The organism is Nannocystis sp. RBIL2, assembly GCF_026626745.1.
Taxonomy (GTDB): Bacteria; Myxococcota_A; Polyangia; order Nannocystales; family Nannocystaceae; genus Nannocystis.
Window position 1 is genome coordinate 4,899,689 of record NZ_JAPNJW010000002.1, and the last position, 17,134, is coordinate 4,916,822.

Genomic DNA, 17,134 nt, shown 5'->3' on the forward strand with positions numbered 1-17,134 from the left:
GCGAAAATTTCCCGCGTAATGCTCCATCGCCCTCAACGTCCAGTGAATGACAGCCCCATGCGACACCGACACGCCGCCCCGCTCGCCCTGACCCTCACAGTCCTCCTCGCCGCTTGCGGCCAGGACCACAAGAGCACCGACGCCACGACTCACGCGGGCACGCACGGCGGCGCCGACACTGCGGACACGACGACCTCGAGCACGGGCGAGAGCTCGAGTCCGACCACCACGGCCGCGGAGCCGCCGGCGGCGCCGACCGACCTCGCGGGCAGCATCCTCGACGGTGGCGTCCACCTCACCTGGAAGGATGCCTCGGACAACGAAGATGACTTCGTCATCGAGAACAAGGCCGACGGCGACGCGGAGTTTTCGGTCGTCATCGAGCTGCCGTTCGACTCCGTCACCTTCCACGACACCGACGTCGCGTCGGGCAAGAGCTACGTCTACCGCGTCAAGGCCGTCAACGCCAGCGGAGAGGCGGTCTCCGACGAGATCACGGTCCAGATCCCGTGATGCTCGGGCCTCGATCGAGGCCGAAGACGCGTCGATCGACCCGGTTCGGTGAACCGGGTTCGATCATGGATAGATCAATGTGCAGACGCCTTTGTTGCGTCTGTTGCTCACGACATGCCTGAGTCGCGGAGCATCGCAAAAATTCGAGGACAATCATGACAGACACGAAACTCAGTCGACGGCAAGCCCTCCTGGCCAGCGCGACCCTCGGGGGCGCAGCCTCCGCCTTGACGAGTCGAGAGGTGCAGGCCGCAGCTCCTGTTCACAAGTGGGAGTCGAGCTACAGCGGCGGAGGGTCCTCCGCCGCGCGCGCGCCTGGACAGCCCGGGCGCGACTACCAGCCGACTGTCACGCCCGGGGGCGCCACCCTGGAGTGGAAGATCGTCGACGGCGTGAAGGTCTATCACCTCATCGCCGAGGAGGTCGATCACGAGTTCGCCCCCGGCCTTCGCGCGCGGTGCTGGGGCTACAACGGCAGGGTCCACGGACCGACGATCGAGGCCGTCGAGGGCGACCGCGTCAGGGTCTACGTCACCAACAAGCTGCCCGCGCCGACGACGGTCCACTGGCACGGGATCTTCCTCCCGAACGGCATGGACGGGGTCGGTGGCCTCAATCAACGGTCGATCGCCCCGGGGGAGACGTTCCGCTACGAATGGACTTTCAAGCAGTCCGGGACCTTCATGTACCACTCGCACCACGACGAGATGACCCAGATGGCGCTGGGCATGCTGGGCATGATCGTCGTCCACCCGCGACCGGCGCCCCAGGGCTACCGGGTCGACCGGGACTTCGTGATCATGCTGAGCGAGTGGAAGATCGTGCCGGGGGCCAAGCGGCCCGACCCTAACGAGATGACGGACTTCAACGTCCTCACCATGAACGCCAAGGCGTACCCGGGCACGGCGCCGCTCGTGTGCCGCACCGGCGAGCGGGTGCGGATCCGCTTCGGCAACCTCAGCGCCATGGATCACCACCCGATCCACCTGCACGGCTACTACTGGAAGGTCGTGGCCACCGACGGCGGCCCGCTGCCGGTGTCCGCGCAATGGCCGGAGACCACGGTGCTGGTGCCCACGGGCAGCACCCGGGATGTCGAGTTCGTCGCCGATGCACCCGGAGATTGGGCGATGCACTGCCACATGACCCACCACGTCATGAACCAGATGGGACACGACATCCCGAACATGATCGGCGTCGACGCACGGAAGGTCGGCGCGCTCGGTGGCCGCGTCGTCCGCGGCTACATGCCGATGGGCGAGCACGGGATGGGCGACATGGCCGAGATGGGAATGCCTGTCCCGAAGAACAGCATCCCGATGGTCGGCGCCAGGGGACCGTTCGACGCCATCACGATGGGCGGCATGTTCACCATCGTCAAGGTGCGCGACGAGGACATCGGCGACGAGAACAAGGATCCCGGCTGGTACGAGCACCCGCCCGGCACTGTCGCCGATCTCGCAAGGAAGGAGGACATGGCTCGTGATGGCATCCAAGCGTGAAACTCCGATCCGCCGCGCTCTCATCAGCCACGGTCGTGCTCGTCTCCTCGCCTCGCTGCTCGCGGCGCTGTCGGCCTGCCGCGCAGGCCTCCCGCCCGAGCCTCCGGGAGCCGATCCTGCCGACCCGAGCGCTCCTGCAGCGCCGTACGAGGTTCGTGCGAATCCCTACGAGATTTCGGCCTTCGCCGACGCGCCGGCCGAGCCGCAGGACGGGCACGAGCACATGGGACATGGCCACTCCGGGCACGGGCACATGAATCACGGCGCAGCGGCCGATGACCATGCCGGACACGGGCACCATGATGGCGGTGCCTCGGAGCAGCCCGCGAATGCGCCGGCAAAGTCCGAGCACGCAGGCCACGACGGCGGCGCCCACGTGCCCGCAGCGCCTCCCAATCAGGAGGGTACTCCGCGATGAAAACCAGCGCTCTCATTCTATCGGCCGTGACTGCGCTCCTGGGATGCGCTTCGGTCCAGCCGACCCAGGCACGGCGAGACGTCGGGGAGATCGTCGAGAGCCGCGTCGGCCTGGCCGATGGGGTCCCCGAGAAGCAGGACGCGGAGAGCCGCGCCCGCGTGCGAGACCGCGTCGCCGAGCTCACCGCGGAGCCGCTGACTCTGGAGCGCGCGCTACAGGTCGCCATGCTCAACAACCGTGAGCTGCGGGCAGTGCTCGAGGAGCTCGGGGTCGCCCAGGCGGAGCTCGTGCAGGCGGGATTGCTGGAGAACCCTGTGATCGCGGGCGACCTCGTCGACTCGACCCGCGGCTTCGGCCTCGGCGGCGGGCTGTCGCTGACGCAGAGCCTCCTCAGCGCGTTCTTGATCCCCGCCAAGCGGCGCCTGGCGCAGGCTCGGCTCAATCACGCCATCGTGACGGTCGGCCAGGCAGCCCTGATGCTGGCGCGGGACGTCAAGGTTGCGTTCGTGCGCACGCAGGCGGCCCAGCAGATGCTCGAGCTGTACCGCGGCCGCGCGCAGGCGGCCGAGGTCGCTCACGAGCTGGCGCAGCGCCAGTTCGACGCCGGCAACATCAATCCCCTCGATCAGCAGCTGTTCGCCGCCGCGCTGGACCGAGCCCGCGTCGAGCTCGCCGACGCCGAGCTCGCCGCCCTGGTCGAGCGCGAGACGCTGACCCGCTTGCTCGGGCTGTGGGGCCAGGACGTCGCCTGGAAGCTCGCGGGCCCCCTCGCGGACGCCTTGCCGAACGAGGTCGAGCTCGGCCGCCTCGAGCAGCAGGGCATCGCCGACCGGCTCGATCTGTCCGCGGCTCGCGTCGAGGTGAAGTCGATCACCCAGGCCCTCGGGCTGCGTCGACGGGGCATCGTGACGGGGATCGAGGCGGGCTTCGTGATGCGCAACGAGGTCGGCAACGACGCGGGTCACGAGCCGGTCCTCGGCGGCTCGCTCGCGCTGCAGCTGCCGATCTTCGACCCCGGACACGCCGACCTCGCGCGCATCCAGGCGTACCTGCGGCAGGCGCAGCACCGCTTGCAAGACGCTGCGATCCACGCGCGCTCGGAGATCCGCGTGCACCGAGCCGAGGTGGTCGCGGCGCGCCGGAAGGTCGAGCACTACCAGAAGACGGTGCTGCCGCGCGCCGAGTCGATCACGGACCTCACGCTGCTGCAGTACAACGCGATGCTCGTGGGCACCTACCAGCTGCTCGAGACGCGTTCGGACCAGATCGAGGCGCACCGTCACTACGTCGAGGCCCTTCGCGACTACTGGATCGCCCGCAGCGACCTCGAGCTCGCAGTCGGCGGCCGCCTCGGCCCCGAGAACGAGTGATGCGCGCCGCTCTGATGATTCGTCGAGGGGTCAGTGCCGAAACGACAGCAGCGGCCCCGCGACGGCCTGCGGGGATTCGCCGGCGAACCACGCCCGCGTCGCGTCACGAAAGTCGGCGAGCGCGAGGCCGCCGGCGTCCGCCGCACACGCGTCGAGCTTCGCCAGGCCGCGCGCGAGCAGCCGCGCGGCGCTCTCGGGTTTGCCCTGCACGCGCAGCTTGTAGTGGGCCGCGGCGACCTGGATCAGGCCTTGCAGCAGGCGGCGCTCCTCGGGGTCGGTGGCGACGCGCCAGCGGTCCTCCCAGGCCTCGTGGGCGGCAAAATGGGCGCCTTCGTTGAACAGCGCGACGCCGCGCGCGAGCGGCGTGTCGAGGCTCGTCGGCGGCACGGTCATCGACCTCGCTGCATCACGGGGTGAACTCGGCGATTCGCCACAGCGCGGCTGGATCGTACATCCGGCCGCGCGCGACCACTGTCGTCACCTTGCGGACGTTGCGGATGTCGGCGATCGGATCGCCGGCCACGAGCACCAGGTCCGCCCGCTTCCCCGGTTCGACAGTGCCGACCTGCGCCTGCAGGCCCATCATGCGCGCCGGGACGCTGGTGGCCGCCTGAATCGCCGCCATCGGCGAGAACCCCGCCTGCACGTACAGCTCGAGCTCACGGTGCAACGAATGACCCGGCACCGAAATGTCCGTCCCGGCGACGATCGGGACCCCGGCGCGATGCAGCGCCCCGACGAGCGCCAGGTACTTGGAAAAAATCTCGCCGTCGAGCGCCGCCTGCGCGGGCGCCGAACCATCGAACAGCCCCCGAAGCTCGCGCGGCAGCTTGGCGAGGCCGGGCTCGCGGCGCGCGTTCTCTTCGGCGGTGTGAGTCATCAATTCGTAGAGAGCGAGGGTGTCGTCGAGCATCACCTTCTTCGCCGCGAAGGCGCGGACCACCTGCGCGAGCGGAGGCGCCGCGACGTCGGCGTCGGCGATCCGGCGCCCCCGCGCCTCGCGCGACAGCTTCCCGGCCTCGCCCGGAGCGAACAGCGGATCGAACAAGAACTGCACGTGGCTCACGCCGTCGTAGCCGGCCGCGATGGCCTCGAGCACGCTCATCCCCTCCGGCACGTGCCCGACCACCCGCATGCCGCGGCGGTGCGCCGCCTCGGCGATCGGCCGCACCAGGGAGGGCGCGACGCTCGAGTAGAGCTTGACCTCGAGGCAGCCGGCGCGCTTCAGGCGATCGAGCACCGGCGCGATGTCTTCTCGCTGCTGGATCCGCACCGTCCCGAGAGCGCGCGGACCGTCGCCGTCGACGATGCCGCTCACCAGGATCCGCGGCCCCAGCCCCTTGCCCGCGTCGAGGGTGTCGCGGATGCCGGTCACGAACTCGAGGATGTTGCCGAGGTCGCGCACTGTGGTGACGCCGGCCGCCAGATACGCGGCGCCTTGCTCGACCTGCTGCACGTGCGCGTGCATGTCCCACAGGCCAGGGAGGATCGTGCTGCCGGAGACGTCGAGCGTCGATGCGCCGGGCGGGATCGGCGTCGACGCGCGCGGTCCCGCAGCGACGATCTTGTCGCCGTCGTAGACGACCACCGCGTCGCGCACCGTGGGACGACCGGTGCCGTCGATGAGGTCGGCGCCGACGAGCGCGACCACTCCCGCCGGCCCTCGGACCGCGGCTTGCCCGACCTCGGACAGCCAGGCGACGCCGTCGGCGCCCGCGCGGGACACGAGCTCCGGCAGGAGCGCGACGAAGCCCTCGCGCGCGGCCTCGAAGTGATCGAACTCGGCGTCCCGCGTCACCACCGCGACGAGCCTGCCCGCGTCGTCGAGCCACGCGTCCTCGCGGCCCCACACCAGCCCGCGCACGCTCACGTGCTCGAGGGTCACTCGCTTGCCCTCGACCTCGTGCTCCTGCTTGCCGCGCGACTCGATCGTCAGCGTCGCCGCGGGCAACAGCGTCATGGTCGCCGGGCGGCCGCGGGCGACCCACGCGCGGAGCAGCAGATCCTGGGCGAGCAGCGGCGCGTAGCCCGAAGCGACGACGTACGCGCCGGACGGTTCGCCGCGGACGGGCGCCTCGCCGACCCGGCTGTGCATGAACGAGCCGTCGGCCGCGACGAGGACGCGCTCGTCGAGCGACGACATCCGCGAGGTCTTGCCCCACGCCTGATAATCACGCGGCGCGCCGTCGGGCCCGAGCCGGAACGACGCCGCGAGCGTCACCTGGCTGCCGCGATCCTGGAAGCCGAACGACGCCTTCGCCTCGAGCTCGCCCGCGCCGTCGCGGGTGTACGTGTCGCGCTCGACCCCGATGCGCTGCAGGAACTTGTGAAGATGAAAGACGGTGGTCTCGACCACCTCGCGCTTGCCGTCCGGCGCCCCGACCGGCCCCGCGCGCTCGCCGGGCGCCGCTTCGGCGGCGACGCCGGTCGCAGCCGGGGTCGTGGCGGACGGCCCCGGCGTCGGACGACACGCCGCGACGCAGGTGAGCAGGAACGCGAAGCGCGAGAGTCTCGACATCTCCGACCGTATATCGGACGGAGCGCCGGGATGTACAGCGCGGAGCGCCGAAGCGGCGTCACAGGGGACGCCGCCGGTGCCGCTCGAACCGAACGGCCACCCTCACGGCTCGCGCCGGGGATGGTTCACGCGGCTGCTGCGAGGGACGACTCGTAGCCGGCCTCGCCCAGCGCCGCGATCAGGTGGTTCACGCTCGTTTTGTCCTGGTCGTGACGCACGAGCACCTTGCCGTCGCTCAGCCGGACCTCCACCTCGGCGACCCCGTCCAGCTCCCCCAGGGCCGCGTGGATGTGGCGGACACACGACTGGCAGCTCATGCCCGGGACGTCGAGGATGGTTTCGTGATGCGTGTTCATGACAGGTCTCCTTGCGGCCCAGCTCTCGCGGCTCGCATCGAGGAGACGCGACGAGTCCGTGCGCATTACAGGCTCGCGTCTGCGCGTCGCCCGCCGAACGAGCTGTAATGCTTGGCAGGGTCCGGCGTCAGCGAGTCGAGGAAATCATGCCGAGCACCGCCGTCACTGCGAGAACCGCGACGCCCGAGGACGCTGCCTCCCGCGCCGACCTGCCGATCGAGGGGATGACCTGCGCCAGCTGCGTCGTCCGGGTCGAGCGCGCCCTCAAGGCCGTCCCCGGCGTCGAGGAGGCGCACGTCAACCTCGTCACGGGGCGCGCGAGCGTCACCTTCGACTCTGCGGCCGCGACGCACGCAGCGCTCACCCGGGCCATCGAGGACGCCGGTTATGAAGTGCCGCGGGCCGCGGCCGCCAGCACGACGAGCGTCGAGCTGCCGATCGCGGGCATGACCTGCGCCAACTGCGTCCGGCGGATCGAGAAGGCGCTGCGCGCGGTGCCAGGAGTGAGCGAGGCGACCGTCAACCTGGTCACGCAGCGCGCGACCGTACGCTTCGCGCCGGACACGACTTCGCCGCGTGCGCTGGTCGAGGCGATCACCAAGGCCGGCTACTCCGTGCCGAACTTCGACGCCGCCCCGGCTGCACGCTCCGAAGCGGCGACTCGGGCCGAGGCGCTCGAGCAGTCCGAGCAGCGGGAGCAACGAGGGCTCCGCCGCGACTTCATCCTCGCCGCGGCGCTCAGCGTCCCGCTGCTGATCGTGGCCATGTCGCACGGCGCCATCCCCGGCACCGAGGGCACGTTCGGCCGGTGGCTACAATTCGGCCTCGCCACGCCGGTCGTGTTCGGTCCTGGCCGGCGGTTCCTGCGGCTGGCCTGGAAGGCGCTGCGCCACGGCGCGGCCGACATGAACACTCTGGTCAGCATCGGCACGCTCGCCGCGTGGGTCTACTCGACCGTCACCCTGACGCTGCCCGGCCTGTTCCCGCACGCCGAGCACGGAGTGATGCCGCACCTGTACTACGAGGCAGCCGCGGCGATCATCAGCTTCGTGCTGCTCGGCAAGCTGCTCGAGACGCGGGCGCGCCGGCGCCTGTCCGACGCGGTCCGCGGTCTGGTCGCGCTGGTGCCGACGACTGCGCGGCGGGTCAACGACGGCCGCGAGGACGACGTGCCCGTCGAATCACTCGTGCCCGGCGATCTCGTGCTCGTGCGCCCTGGCGAGCGGATCCCGACCGACGGCGTGATCGTCCGCGGCGTGTCCGCGGTCGACGAATCGATGCTGACCGGCGAGAGCATCCCCGTCGACAAGACGAAGGACGCGCCGGTGTTCGGCGGGACTCTGAACCAGAGCGGCGCATTGGTGGTGCGAGTGACGCACACGGGCAGCGAGACCGCGCTGGCGCGGATCGTCGAGGCCGTCGAGCAGGCGCAGGGTTCGCGCGCCCCGATCGCGCGGCTCGCCGACGTCGTCAGCAGCTACTTCGTGCCGATCGTGCTCGCTATCGCAGGGGTCGCCCTGCTCGCCTGGATCGCCGTCGATCCGACCGCGGCGGGCTTCGCGGTGGCGATCGAGCGCTTCGTCGCGGTCCTCGTGATCGCGTGCCCATGCGCGCTCGGCCTGGCGACTCCGGCTGCGGTCGCGGTCGGCACCGGGCGGGGCGCCGAGCTCGGGATCCTCGTCAAGGGCGGGGCGGCGCTCGAGGCGGCGAGCCGCGTCGACACCGTGCTGCTCGACAAGACCGGCACCCTGACCGAAGGGAAGCCGGAGCTGACCGACGTCGTGCCGGACACGGGGTGGAGCGCCGCCGAGCTGCTGGCGCTGGTCGCTGCGGTCGAGCGGGAGAGCGAGCATCCGGTCGCGCGGGCCATCGTCGAGGGCGCCCGGCAGCGGGAGATCCGGGCCGCGCAGGCGAGTGATTTTCGGATGGAGCCGGGCTTCGGGATCGCGGGCAGCGTCGACGGCCGGGTCGTGCTCGTCGGGACGAGCGCCTGGCTGGGCCGCAGCGGCGTCGACGCCGCGAGTCTGGAGGCCGAGGCCGAAGGTCTCGCGGAGCGCGGACGGACCCCCTCGTTCGTCGCGGTCGACGGCGTCCTCGCCGGCCTCGTCGCAGTCGCGGATCGCCCGACCGCGGGCGCGAGGCAGACCGTCGCCAGCCTGAGGGACATGGGGATCGAGGTGGCGATGGTGACGGGCGATCGCCGAAGCACCGCGGCGGCCATCGCGGCCGAGCTCGGCATCGACCGCGTGATCGCGGAGGTGCGCCCGGAGGACAAGGCGCAGGTGGTCGCCGACGAACGGGCGCGCGGTCGGGTGGTGGCGATGGTCGGCGACGGGGTCAACGACGCGCCCGCGCTGGCCGGCGCGCACGTCGGGGTGGCGATCGGCACCGGCACCGACATCGCCATCGCGGCCGCCGACATCGCGCTGCTGCGGGGTGGGATCTCGAGCTTGCCCGTCGCACTGCGACTGGCACGCCGGACCCTGCGCACGATCCGGCAGAATCTGTTCTGGGCGTTCGTCTACAACGTGATCGGGATCCCGATCGCCGCCGGGGCGCTGTACCTGTGGACCGGCTGGTTGCTGTCCCCGGTCCTGGCGAGCGCGGCGATGTCGCTGTCGAGCGTGTCGGTGCTGACGAACTCGCTGCGCCTGCGGCGCTTCGCCACGGCTTGAGCGGGTGTAATGCCCCACCGACCGCTGCGTCAGCCCCATTGGAAAAAATGCAGGAGCTCACCATGTCCACAGTCATCCTCCCTGTCGTCCTGTCCCTCGGCGTCACCGCAGTCGTCGGCGTCCTTCCCGCCCAGGCCGATGCTGCGACCGTCGCGCAGGCGCCGGCGGTCCGTGAGATCGAGGTCATCGTCGACGGAGACTATCGACCCGGCCGCATCACCGTCGCCGAGGGAGAGCGCGTCCGCCTGAAGTTCGTCCGTCGCGAGCAGTCGCCATGCACGCGTGAGGTCGTGTTCGCCGCCCTCGGCATCCGCCGCGAGCTGCCGACCGATCAGTCGGTCATCCTCGAACTGCCGGCGCTCAGCCCCGGCGAGTACGAGTTCAAGTGCGGGATGAACATGATCAGGGGCGTGCTCGAGGTCGTGGCGCGCAAGCCCTAGCGGTGCGACGTCGCTCGCGCTCGCGCTCCCGGTCGGCGCGAGCGGAGCGTGACTGCCTGACGGCCGCTGCACGCACGAGGAGAACAGGTCATGAGCGCCCGAGAGACGCACACCGAGCCGAAGCCGACGCCTGAAGTGGTGAGCCGGCTCGTCGCCAACCACCGCGAGTTCCTCGCCTTCCTGCAGCTGCGGGTCGGCAGCCGAGCCGTCGCCGAGGACATCCTGCAGGACGCGTTCGTGCGCGGCCTCGACAAGCTCGGCGGCCTGCGCGACGACGAGGCCGCGGTCGCCTGGTTCTACCGGCTGCTGCGCAACGCGGTGATCGATCGCCGGCGGCGCGACGCCGCGGCGGGCCGTCGCCTCGACGCCCTCGCGGCCGAGCTCGAGGAGGCAGTCGAACCTGCTCCCGAACTCCACGGCGCGGTCTGTCAGTGCGTGGCGCGGCTCGCCGACACCCTGAAGCCGGAGTACGCGGAGGCGCTGCGGCGCATCGAGCTCGACGGTCTCGCGGTCAAGGACTACGCGGCCGAGGCGGGCATCACCGCGAACAATGCGGCGGTGCGGGTGTTTCGCGCCCGTGATGCGCTGAAGAAGCAGGTCGCCCGTTCGTGCGGCACCTGTGCCGAACACGGTTGCCTCGACTGCACCTGTGGCACCGGCGGCGGAGGATGCGGCTCGTGACCGCGCGAGGCCGCCTGGACGCTGGCCCGAGGCTCGCGCTGCTCTCGCCGGGGTGTTCCGACGCTTGGCAAATCGAGACAGCGCCGGGCTCGCCCTCGACCTCGTGCCGCGATCATTCGTCCCGCGTCTCTTTCACCCATGACTTGACGTGCGGGATACGCGGTACCAGGACCGCATAGACGGTGGCGATCGCGGCGACCACGTACCAGCCCATGCCGATGGACATGCCGATCGCGGCCGCGAACCACACGGACGCGGCCGTGGTCAGGTTGGTGATCTTGTCGCCGGCGGCCTTCAGGATCATGCCTGCACCGAGGAAGCCGACGCCTGACACGACCTGCGCGGCGATGCGGGCAGGGCTGCTCGGATCGGCCTGCTGCGAGATGAACGTGAACAGACACGCGCCGGCGATCACGAAGCAGTTCGTGCTGATGCCGGCGGGTTTGCTGCGTAGCTCGCGCTCGACGCCGATGGTCGTGCCGCAGAGCAGGCACACGGCGATGCGAATCAGGAATTCGAGCTCGTGTCCGACGAGGATGGCGTCCATGCGGCGCGCACTTTACTCCGACCGCCGGGGTTCAGCCCCGCCGGGGCAACGCGTGCGATAGTCACGGACCAGCACGGCGAGGCCGTCGGCCTCTGGTTCGGCCTGCAAGCGCGCGAGGACGAGGCCCGCACGCTCGGCAGGCGCGGCGGCCCGCACCTCGGCGGCGAACGTGAAGGGCGCCGCGTCGCACGCGAGCTCGTCGCACACCTCGATCTCGGCGACGATCGCCCGCGCCTCGGCGGCCAGCGCCGCCGCGAGCTGGCGATCGCACGGCACGTCGGCGGCGGGGAACTGGTGCAGCCCGTCGGCGACGTGCATCCACTGGTGCGCCAGGCGGGCGGTGGCGGCGGCGTGGTCGAGCGAGTCCGCCAGCACGACGACGCCGTCGGGGCGCACCGTGCCGCGCGCGTGGCCGCCGAAGCAGATCGTCGGGCTCGCGCCAGCGATCGCGGGTCCGACGCGCGAGCCGCGGGCCGCGGCGACCAGCGTGCGTGCGCGCTCGGCGTGGGCGACGGTACCCGCCGGACAGGGCCGCGCCGCAGGCTCGCACGCGAGGCCGGCCACGAGCAGCAGCGCGGTGAGGTGACGGCTGTCCATCACGTTCGGCGGATGATAGCGTGACGACGAGGAAAACCGTGAACCTGTCTCGCCCCGTGCGCCTCGCCTGGCCCCTCGCGGCCGCATTCGCGCTGCTCGCCGGCCCCGCGCGCGCCGATGTCATTCGTGAACCGCCGGACGACTGCCCGCCCGGCAGCGAGGGGGGCACCGGCCATTGCGGTGCGGAGTGCTACGCGCTGGTCTGCACGAACGACGACGAGTGCCCCGACGGCACGATCTGCCAGGCGACGAAGGCGTGCATTCGCGTCCTCGATTGTTTCCCGGAGCCCAAGCACGTCCACGGCGGCGCGTGCTCGCCCGGGGATACCTGCCGCGGCGCCGGCGAGACCTGCCAGGCCATCGACCTGTGCCTCCCGTCCGGTGAGACGTCGTCCAGTGGGAGCGAGACCGGCAGCAGCACGAGCAGCGGCACGAGCAGCGATAGCACCGGCAGCGGCACGAGCAGCACGAGCACCAGCACGGGGAACACGAGCACGAGCAGCGATAGCACCGGCGACGGCACGAGCAGCACGAGCACGACCACGGGGAGCACGAGCAGCACGACCAGCACGACCACCAGCGGTACGACCACTGGCACGAGCAACGGCAGCACCGAGGCGACCCCGACCACCGGTGGCCAGCCGGGGACCACCGGCAACGGCACGAGCAGCTCCACGGGCGGCGGCACGGGCAGCAACACGGGCGGCGGAGGCGGCGGCGACAAGGGCGGCTGTGCGGGTTGCCACCTCACGGACGGGCCGCACGGGCTCCTCGCCCTGCTCGCGCTCATCGGCGTTCGCAGGCGGAGGCCGCGTCGACCTGTCCCAAAAGTCATGTGAATTCGCAAGCCCGAGGACGCGCGCACCCCGGGGCGTCATCGGCTGTCTATTCGGACAGGTCGATCGTGGAGCCGGGGCTGGTGGCCAGGCCGGCCTGAATCCGTCGAGCGAGGCAGGCTCTCGCGGACCTTTCGCAGGAAGCAAAGCACGAGACCTGCGCCGAGCGCTCCGCGCGAGCCCGTGAGCCCGGCCGACGCGAATGCTAGGATGCAGCAGATGCAGCGACTCGCGATTTGTTGGTTGATGATGGCGGCGTGCGGGCCAGAGGCGCCGGAGGGCGGCTCGACCGCGACGGACCCCGATCCGTCGAGCTCGACCCCTTCGTCGACGGACACGCCGTTCCCGTCGACGAGCACGGCGTCCACCACCGAGGTACCGACCACCGGCGCGCAGACCACCGAGGGATCGACGACGACCGACAGCACGGGCGCGGAACCGTCGACCACCGGTCCGACGCCGGCGACCTCGACGACGGGCGACACCTCGAGCGGGGGCATGACCGCCCCCGAGGGCAGCACCACCGGAGAGGCCGCGCCGTGCTGCGTCGCTCCCGACGAACCGACGTCGAGCGTGCAGGCCCAGACGCCGGTCGGCACGAGGGCCCTGCCGTGGGCCGTCTACAGCATCTCGGGCGGCGAATGCGGCGGCACGCGGTTCCTGTACCTGTACTCCGAGGCATCCGGCGTGGAGGCCCCACCGTTCGAGATGGATGGCGTCGACCACCTGGAGATTTCGATCAGCAGCTACATGGACATGTGGCCTGACGACTTCATCGGCACCGGCCCTGCAGAGGTGAAGGCGCACTTCGACGGCCAGTCCGCGAGCATCGCGGGCGAGATCTCGATCCTCCAATATGACAGCGGTTCCGAGGACAACCTCTGGTGCGATCCGGAGGGGACGCCGGTCACGCCCGACGCCCACATCTCGTTCACGATCGCCTTGAAGGCCGACGGCTGGGACATCGCCGGCGAGGTGGTGGCCGACTACTGCCCGGCGCTGAGCAAGATCTGTCCGTGAGGTGCGTCGCCGGGTGCCCGTCGCTCCGGGAGCGGGCAGACCTCGGACCTCGACGATCGAATCAGCGGGCGTCTGCATGCAAGTCGGCCGAAGCCGCGACGATCGCTACGCGCGAAAGGACACGGCAGTCGCCCTCGCGCCCCCTGCGCGACCCAGCCCGTGGGCCGCCAATCCAGCGCGCCTCCCCTGCCCTGCCACGCGGCGACCACCGGCCCCGCGTCTTTCGCTCGTCCTGACCTCTCCGCAGCTCGAGTTCCCCGCCTGAGCCGCGCGGGATATCCTGGTCGCGATGTCTCGCGCGCGCTCGTTCGTGTTCACGCTGGTCGCTCTCACCGCTTGCAACGACTCGTCGAACACGCCGACGTCCGGCACCGACGCCAGCACCACCGCCGCGACCGACCCTGGCCCTGCGACCACCGACGCCAGCACCGACACGCCCGCGACCACCTCCACGACCACGAGCGACGAACCGACCACCACCTCGCCGACGGGCACCACCGGCGACCCGGTCGGGCCGACCTATTACCGCGACATCAAGGCGATCCTCGACGCCAAGTGCGCGACCTGTCACCGCCCCGGCGACATCGCCCCGTTCTCCCTGACGAACTACGACGAGGCCGGCATGTTCGCCAAGATCCTCGCCCCCGCGATCGAGGACCGCACCATGCCGCCGTGGCCGCCGGGCGCCGATTGCAATCAGTTCGCCCACGACCGCGGACTCACGGACGACGAGCGCGAGCTCGTGCTCGCGTGGATCGCCGCCGACGCGCCCGCCGGCGATCCCGACGACGCTCCCCCGCCGCCCGACGACGACGCCCCGCCGATCGCCTACGACGTGCAGATCGGGATCCCCGAGCCGTTCACGCCGGCGCAGGGGATCGCGGACGACTACCGCTGCTTCCTCCTCGACTGGCCCAAAGACCAGGAGACCTACGCGACTGCCTTCACGATCGAGCCCGGGGCGCGGGAGATCGTCCATCACGTGATCGCCTTCATCATCCCGCCCGACGAGCTCGAGGACTTCGAGGCGCTCGACGCCGCCGACCCGGGGCCGGGCTACCCGTGCTACGGCGGCCCCGGCGGCGAGGCCAGCCCGCGCGCGCAGTGGCTCGGCGCGTGGGTGCCGGGCGCCAGCTCCGGCGCGCTGCCCGAGGGCACCGGCATCCGCGTCAAGCCGGGCTCGAAGATCGCCATGCAGATGCACTACCACCCGAACGGCGCGCCGATCGCCGACCAGTCGACGATCATGGTCCGCACCGCCGAGACCGTCGCGCGCCCGGCCCTGCTGCTGCCGATCGCCCACCCCGGCTGGATGGTCGACGCCCCGGCGATGACGATCCCCGCCGGCCAGGCCGACGTCACCCACTCGTTCACCATCGACCTCGGCTCCGTCATCCAGTACCTCTACCAGGACGAGGCCATCGGCGTCGGCAAGCCGATGCTCGCCCACATGGCCGGCGTCCACATGCACACCCGCGGCGCGCGGGCCAGCCTCGTCGTCCAGAGCGGCGGCGACCCCGAGGCCTGCCTCATCGACGTGCCCCGCTGGGACTTCAACTGGCAGGGCATCTACGAGTTCGCCGCGCCGATCACGATCGAGCCGACCGACAGCGTCCGCCTCGAGTGCCACTTTGATAATTCCGCCGGCGACTCCTCGCTCAAGTGGGGCGAGGGCACCGAGGACGAGATGTGCCTCGGCATGGTCTACGTCAGCACCGACAGCCCGTGACCTGTCCTGTCGCACATGCCCTCGGGGGCATGCGCGAAGGGACAGCCTCCGTCGTCGCGCGCGCGGACGCACGAGCTCGCCGGCTGCGGCGGCGGGCGCGAGCGGTTATACTCGGCCCACTCCCATGGCGAGCGAAGACACCAAGTCGGCCCGGACGCGCGAGCGGATCCTCGACGCCGCCGCGCACGTGCTCAGCCGCAAGGGCTACGCCGGCACGCGCCTGGCCGACGTGGCCGAGGCCGCCGAGGTGCAGGCGCCGGCGATCTACTACTACTTCGAGTCGCGCGACGCGCTGATCGAGGAGGTCATGTGGGTCGGGGCCCACCGCGTGCGCATGCACGTCGAGGAGGTGCTCGCCGCGCTGCCCGCCGGCACCAGCCCCTTCGAAAAGATCCTCGAGGCCGTCGCCGCCCACCTCCGCTACGAGCTTCACATCTCCGATTACACGACCGCGTCGATCCGCAACGCCAACCAGGTCCCCGAGCAGCTGCGGGTCCGCCCGGCCGCCGAGGAGGCCACCTACAGCCGGCTGTGGCGCGACCTGTTCGCCCAGGCCCAGGCCGCAGGCCAGCTCCGCCCGGGCCTCGACATCAACGTCTCGCGCCTGCTGCTGCTCGGCTCGATGAACTGGGCCGCCGAGTGGTGGAACCCGCGCATGCGCTCGCTCGCCGACCTGGTCAAGGCGACCCAAGATTTTGTCAAATACGGCATGGGCCACCCGGCGCTGTTCGCCGGATGAACCCTTCGAAATCCAGTACGCACCTCAGCGGCGCTCGGCCATGTAGCGCCGAGCCTCGCCGCGCACCGTCGCGTCGCCGTCGGCGGCGAAGGCCGTCAGCAGCGCGTGCGCGGCGGGATCGGTGAGCTTCGCCAGCCGATGCACGACGGTCAGCCGCACCGACGGCTCGGGATCGTCCTTGAGAGCCAGCAGGGCGCTCCGGGCATCGCGGTGCGGGCTGGTCGCTAGCGCCTGGGCCGCAGCGACCCGCAGCTGCGCCGCGGACTGGGCGCGCAGGGCCTCCGTCGCGTAGCCCACTGCGGGCAAGTCGGCGGCCTGTGTCGCGGCGATGCGGACGATCGCGGCGAGCGCCCTGTCGTCATCCCACAGCGCCAGCGCCCTCGCGGCGGCGAACTTGTGCGCGTAGTCAGGCAGCTCGGCGATGCGCAGCCACTCGGGGATGACTTGCGGATCGCGCACGACCTCGAGCTGGCGCAGAGCCTCGCTCGCGGCGTCGTGTCGTTCACCGACTGCGACTGCGCCGAGCTCCCGGAAGATCCGTCCCAGCGCTGCGGCGTCGTCGGCGACGACCTCGACCGGCGCCTCGACTGCGACGGGGAGCTCTCGCCACGGCGCCTCGGCGTCGGTGCGGACCCGAATCGTCGTCTCGCCGCGGAGCGTGTACCGCCCCGGCTTCAGCCCCACGACCCAGTGAGCGAGCAGCAGCCGCGCCCGGTGATCACGCCCGGGTGCGAGGGCCACCGTCCAGCTCTGACCGCCGAACTGCGGCCCGGGGTCCGGACCCGGCAACGTCGCCCCGTCGGCGTCGACGAAGGCGAGGCGGTAATTCTCCGGGCGGCCGAGGCCGTTGTCTCCCATCCACCCGACCTCGACCTCGAGCGCGTCACCCGAGAAGACGAGCGTCGCGAACACGGGCTCGCTGACCATCACGCGCGGCTTGTCGACGGTCAACGAGACCGCCAGCGAACGCCCCTCGACGTCGTAGCGCGCGAGCGACTGCTTCGCGGCCATCGGCGTGGCCTCGGTCGACGTCGGAGCGGTCCCCGCATTCGCCACCGGCGGCGAAGGAGCGGGCTGCGAGCTCGCGGGCGGTCTCTCGTCACAGCCGAACGCGATCAGGACGAAGGCGAGAGCGGACGACGCGCTGGGACGAGCCATCGGTAGAACGTAGCAGACCCGGCCAGCAACAGATC

Annotated in this window: 16 protein-coding genes; 10 read left to right on the forward strand and 6 right to left on the reverse strand. The window is 71.1% G+C overall.

Going from position 1 to position 17,134, the window contains the following annotated elements; translation table 11 throughout:
- The first annotated feature begins 57 nt into the window (after positions 1-57).
- From OV090_RS44315 to OV090_RS44325, 3 genes are all read left to right on the forward strand, one after another.
- Complete coding sequence (locus tag OV090_RS44315) at positions 58-513, forward strand: fibronectin type III domain-containing protein (protein WP_267710992.1); 456 nt, start codon at positions 58-60, stop codon at positions 511-513.
- Positions 514-668: 155 nt separating this feature from the next.
- Positions 669-2,015, forward strand: a complete 1,347-nt coding sequence (locus OV090_RS44320) for a copper oxidase (RefSeq protein ID WP_267710993.1) — start codon at positions 669-671, stop codon at positions 2,013-2,015.
- 444 nt (positions 2,016-2,459) lie between these two features.
- Entirely contained in the window at positions 2,460-3,803 is a 1,344-nt protein-coding gene (locus OV090_RS44325; RefSeq protein WP_267710994.1) for a TolC family protein, read from the forward strand.
- Positions 3,804-3,833: 30 nt separating this feature from the next.
- Here OV090_RS44325 and OV090_RS44330 read toward each other — a convergent pair whose 3' ends face one another.
- From OV090_RS44330 to OV090_RS44340, 3 genes are all read right to left on the reverse strand, one after another.
- Positions 3,834-4,196, reverse strand: coding sequence for a DUF309 domain-containing protein (locus OV090_RS44330; protein WP_267710995.1), 363 nt, complete (start codon positions 4,194-4,196; stop codon positions 3,834-3,836).
- Positions 4,197-4,209: 13 nt separating this feature from the next.
- Positions 4,210-6,321 carry an amidohydrolase family protein gene (locus OV090_RS44335; protein WP_267710997.1) on the reverse strand — a complete coding sequence of 704 codons (2,112 nt, stop codon included), beginning with the start codon at positions 6,319-6,321 and terminating at the stop codon, positions 4,210-4,212.
- A gap of 125 nt (positions 6,322-6,446) precedes the next feature.
- Positions 6,447-6,677, reverse strand: coding sequence for a heavy-metal-associated domain-containing protein (locus OV090_RS44340; RefSeq protein ID WP_267710998.1), 231 nt, complete (start codon positions 6,675-6,677; stop codon positions 6,447-6,449).
- A 146-nt stretch (positions 6,678-6,823) separates the two neighbouring features.
- On the opposite strand from OV090_RS44340, the gene OV090_RS44345 reads away from it, so the two are divergent.
- The 3 genes from OV090_RS44345 (at position 6,824) to OV090_RS44355 (ending at position 10,473) form a co-directional block, all read left to right on the forward strand.
- Entirely contained in the window at positions 6,824-9,352 is a 2,529-nt protein-coding gene (locus OV090_RS44345; protein ID WP_267710999.1) for a heavy metal translocating P-type ATPase, read from the forward strand.
- Between the two features lie 62 nt (positions 9,353-9,414).
- Complete coding sequence (locus OV090_RS44350) at positions 9,415-9,792, forward strand: cupredoxin domain-containing protein (protein ID WP_267711000.1); 378 nt, start codon at positions 9,415-9,417, stop codon at positions 9,790-9,792.
- A gap of 90 nt (positions 9,793-9,882) precedes the next feature.
- Positions 9,883-10,473: a sigma-70 family RNA polymerase sigma factor gene (locus tag OV090_RS44355; RefSeq protein ID WP_267711001.1), complete on the forward strand. Its 591-nt coding sequence runs from the start codon at positions 9,883-9,885 to the stop codon at positions 10,471-10,473.
- Between the two features lie 112 nt (positions 10,474-10,585).
- Here the strand turns inward: OV090_RS44355 and OV090_RS44360 are convergent, their stop codons facing one another.
- Together OV090_RS44360 and OV090_RS44365 are read right to left on the reverse strand one after the other, a co-directional pair.
- Positions 10,586-11,020: an MgtC/SapB family protein gene (locus OV090_RS44360; RefSeq protein ID WP_267711002.1), complete on the reverse strand. Its 435-nt coding sequence runs from the start codon at positions 11,018-11,020 to the stop codon at positions 10,586-10,588.
- Positions 11,021-11,032: 12 nt separating this feature from the next.
- Positions 11,033-11,620, reverse strand: coding sequence for a hypothetical protein (locus OV090_RS44365; RefSeq protein WP_267711003.1), 588 nt, complete (start codon positions 11,618-11,620; stop codon positions 11,033-11,035).
- Positions 11,621-11,655: 35 nt separating this feature from the next.
- Here OV090_RS44365 and OV090_RS44370 point away from each other — a divergent pair, with 35 nt between their 5' ends.
- The 4 genes from OV090_RS44370 to OV090_RS44385 all read left to right on the forward strand — a co-directional run bounded on the left by OV090_RS44370 (position 11,656) and on the right by OV090_RS44385 (position 15,941).
- Positions 11,656-12,456, forward strand: a complete 801-nt coding sequence (locus tag OV090_RS44370; protein WP_267711004.1) for a hypothetical protein — start codon at positions 11,656-11,658, stop codon at positions 12,454-12,456.
- 216 nt (positions 12,457-12,672) lie between these two features.
- A complete protein-coding gene (locus tag OV090_RS44375) occupies positions 12,673-13,473 on the forward strand; it encodes a hypothetical protein (RefSeq protein WP_267711005.1) in 801 nt (266 codons plus the stop codon).
- Positions 13,474-13,762: 289 nt separating this feature from the next.
- Positions 13,763-15,202, forward strand: coding sequence for a monooxygenase (locus OV090_RS44380; RefSeq protein WP_267711006.1), 1,440 nt, complete (start codon positions 13,763-13,765; stop codon positions 15,200-15,202).
- Between the two features lie 124 nt (positions 15,203-15,326).
- Positions 15,327-15,941, forward strand: coding sequence for a TetR/AcrR family transcriptional regulator (locus OV090_RS44385; RefSeq protein ID WP_267711007.1), 615 nt, complete (start codon positions 15,327-15,329; stop codon positions 15,939-15,941).
- Positions 15,942-15,965: 24 nt separating this feature from the next.
- On the opposite strand, the gene OV090_RS44390 is transcribed toward OV090_RS44385, so the two are convergent.
- On the reverse strand, positions 15,966-17,099 hold the full coding sequence (locus tag OV090_RS44390) for a HEAT repeat domain-containing protein (protein ID WP_267711009.1): 1,134 nt from the start codon (positions 17,097-17,099) through the stop codon (positions 15,966-15,968).
- Positions 17,100-17,134 lie beyond the last annotated feature (35 nt).

Bases quoted from the DNA above. Each gene is read 5' to 3' on its own strand.
- OV090_RS44345 (WP_267710999.1), top strand. From the start codon at position 6,824: ATGCCGAGCACCGCCGTCACTGCGAGAACCGCGACGCCCGAGGACGCT.
- OV090_RS44315 (WP_267710992.1), top strand. From the start codon at position 58: ATGCGACACCGACACGCCGCCCCGCTCGCCCTGACCCTCACAGTCCTC.
- OV090_RS44380 (WP_267711006.1), top strand. From the start codon at position 13,763: ATGTCTCGCGCGCGCTCGTTCGTGTTCACGCTGGTCGCTCTCACCGCT.
- OV090_RS44340 (WP_267710998.1), bottom strand. From the start codon at position 6,677: ATGAACACGCATCACGAAACCATCCTCGACGTCCCGGGCATGAGCTGC.
- OV090_RS44355 (WP_267711001.1), top strand. From the start codon at position 9,883: ATGAGCGCCCGAGAGACGCACACCGAGCCGAAGCCGACGCCTGAAGTG.
- OV090_RS44375 (WP_267711005.1), top strand. From the start codon at position 12,673: ATGCAGCGACTCGCGATTTGTTGGTTGATGATGGCGGCGTGCGGGCCA.
- OV090_RS44360 (WP_267711002.1), bottom strand. From the start codon at position 11,020: ATGGACGCCATCCTCGTCGGACACGAGCTCGAATTCCTGATTCGCATC.
- OV090_RS44330 (WP_267710995.1), bottom strand. From the start codon at position 4,196: ATGACCGTGCCGCCGACGAGCCTCGACACGCCGCTCGCGCGCGGCGTC.
- OV090_RS44385 (WP_267711007.1), top strand. From the start codon at position 15,327: ATGGCGAGCGAAGACACCAAGTCGGCCCGGACGCGCGAGCGGATCCTC.
- OV090_RS44335 (WP_267710997.1), bottom strand. From the start codon at position 6,321: ATGTCGAGACTCTCGCGCTTCGCGTTCCTGCTCACCTGCGTCGCGGCG.
- OV090_RS44320 (WP_267710993.1), top strand. From the start codon at position 669: ATGACAGACACGAAACTCAGTCGACGGCAAGCCCTCCTGGCCAGCGCG.
- OV090_RS44350 (WP_267711000.1), top strand. From the start codon at position 9,415: ATGTCCACAGTCATCCTCCCTGTCGTCCTGTCCCTCGGCGTCACCGCA.
- OV090_RS44390 (WP_267711009.1), bottom strand. From the start codon at position 17,099: ATGGCTCGTCCCAGCGCGTCGTCCGCTCTCGCCTTCGTCCTGATCGCG.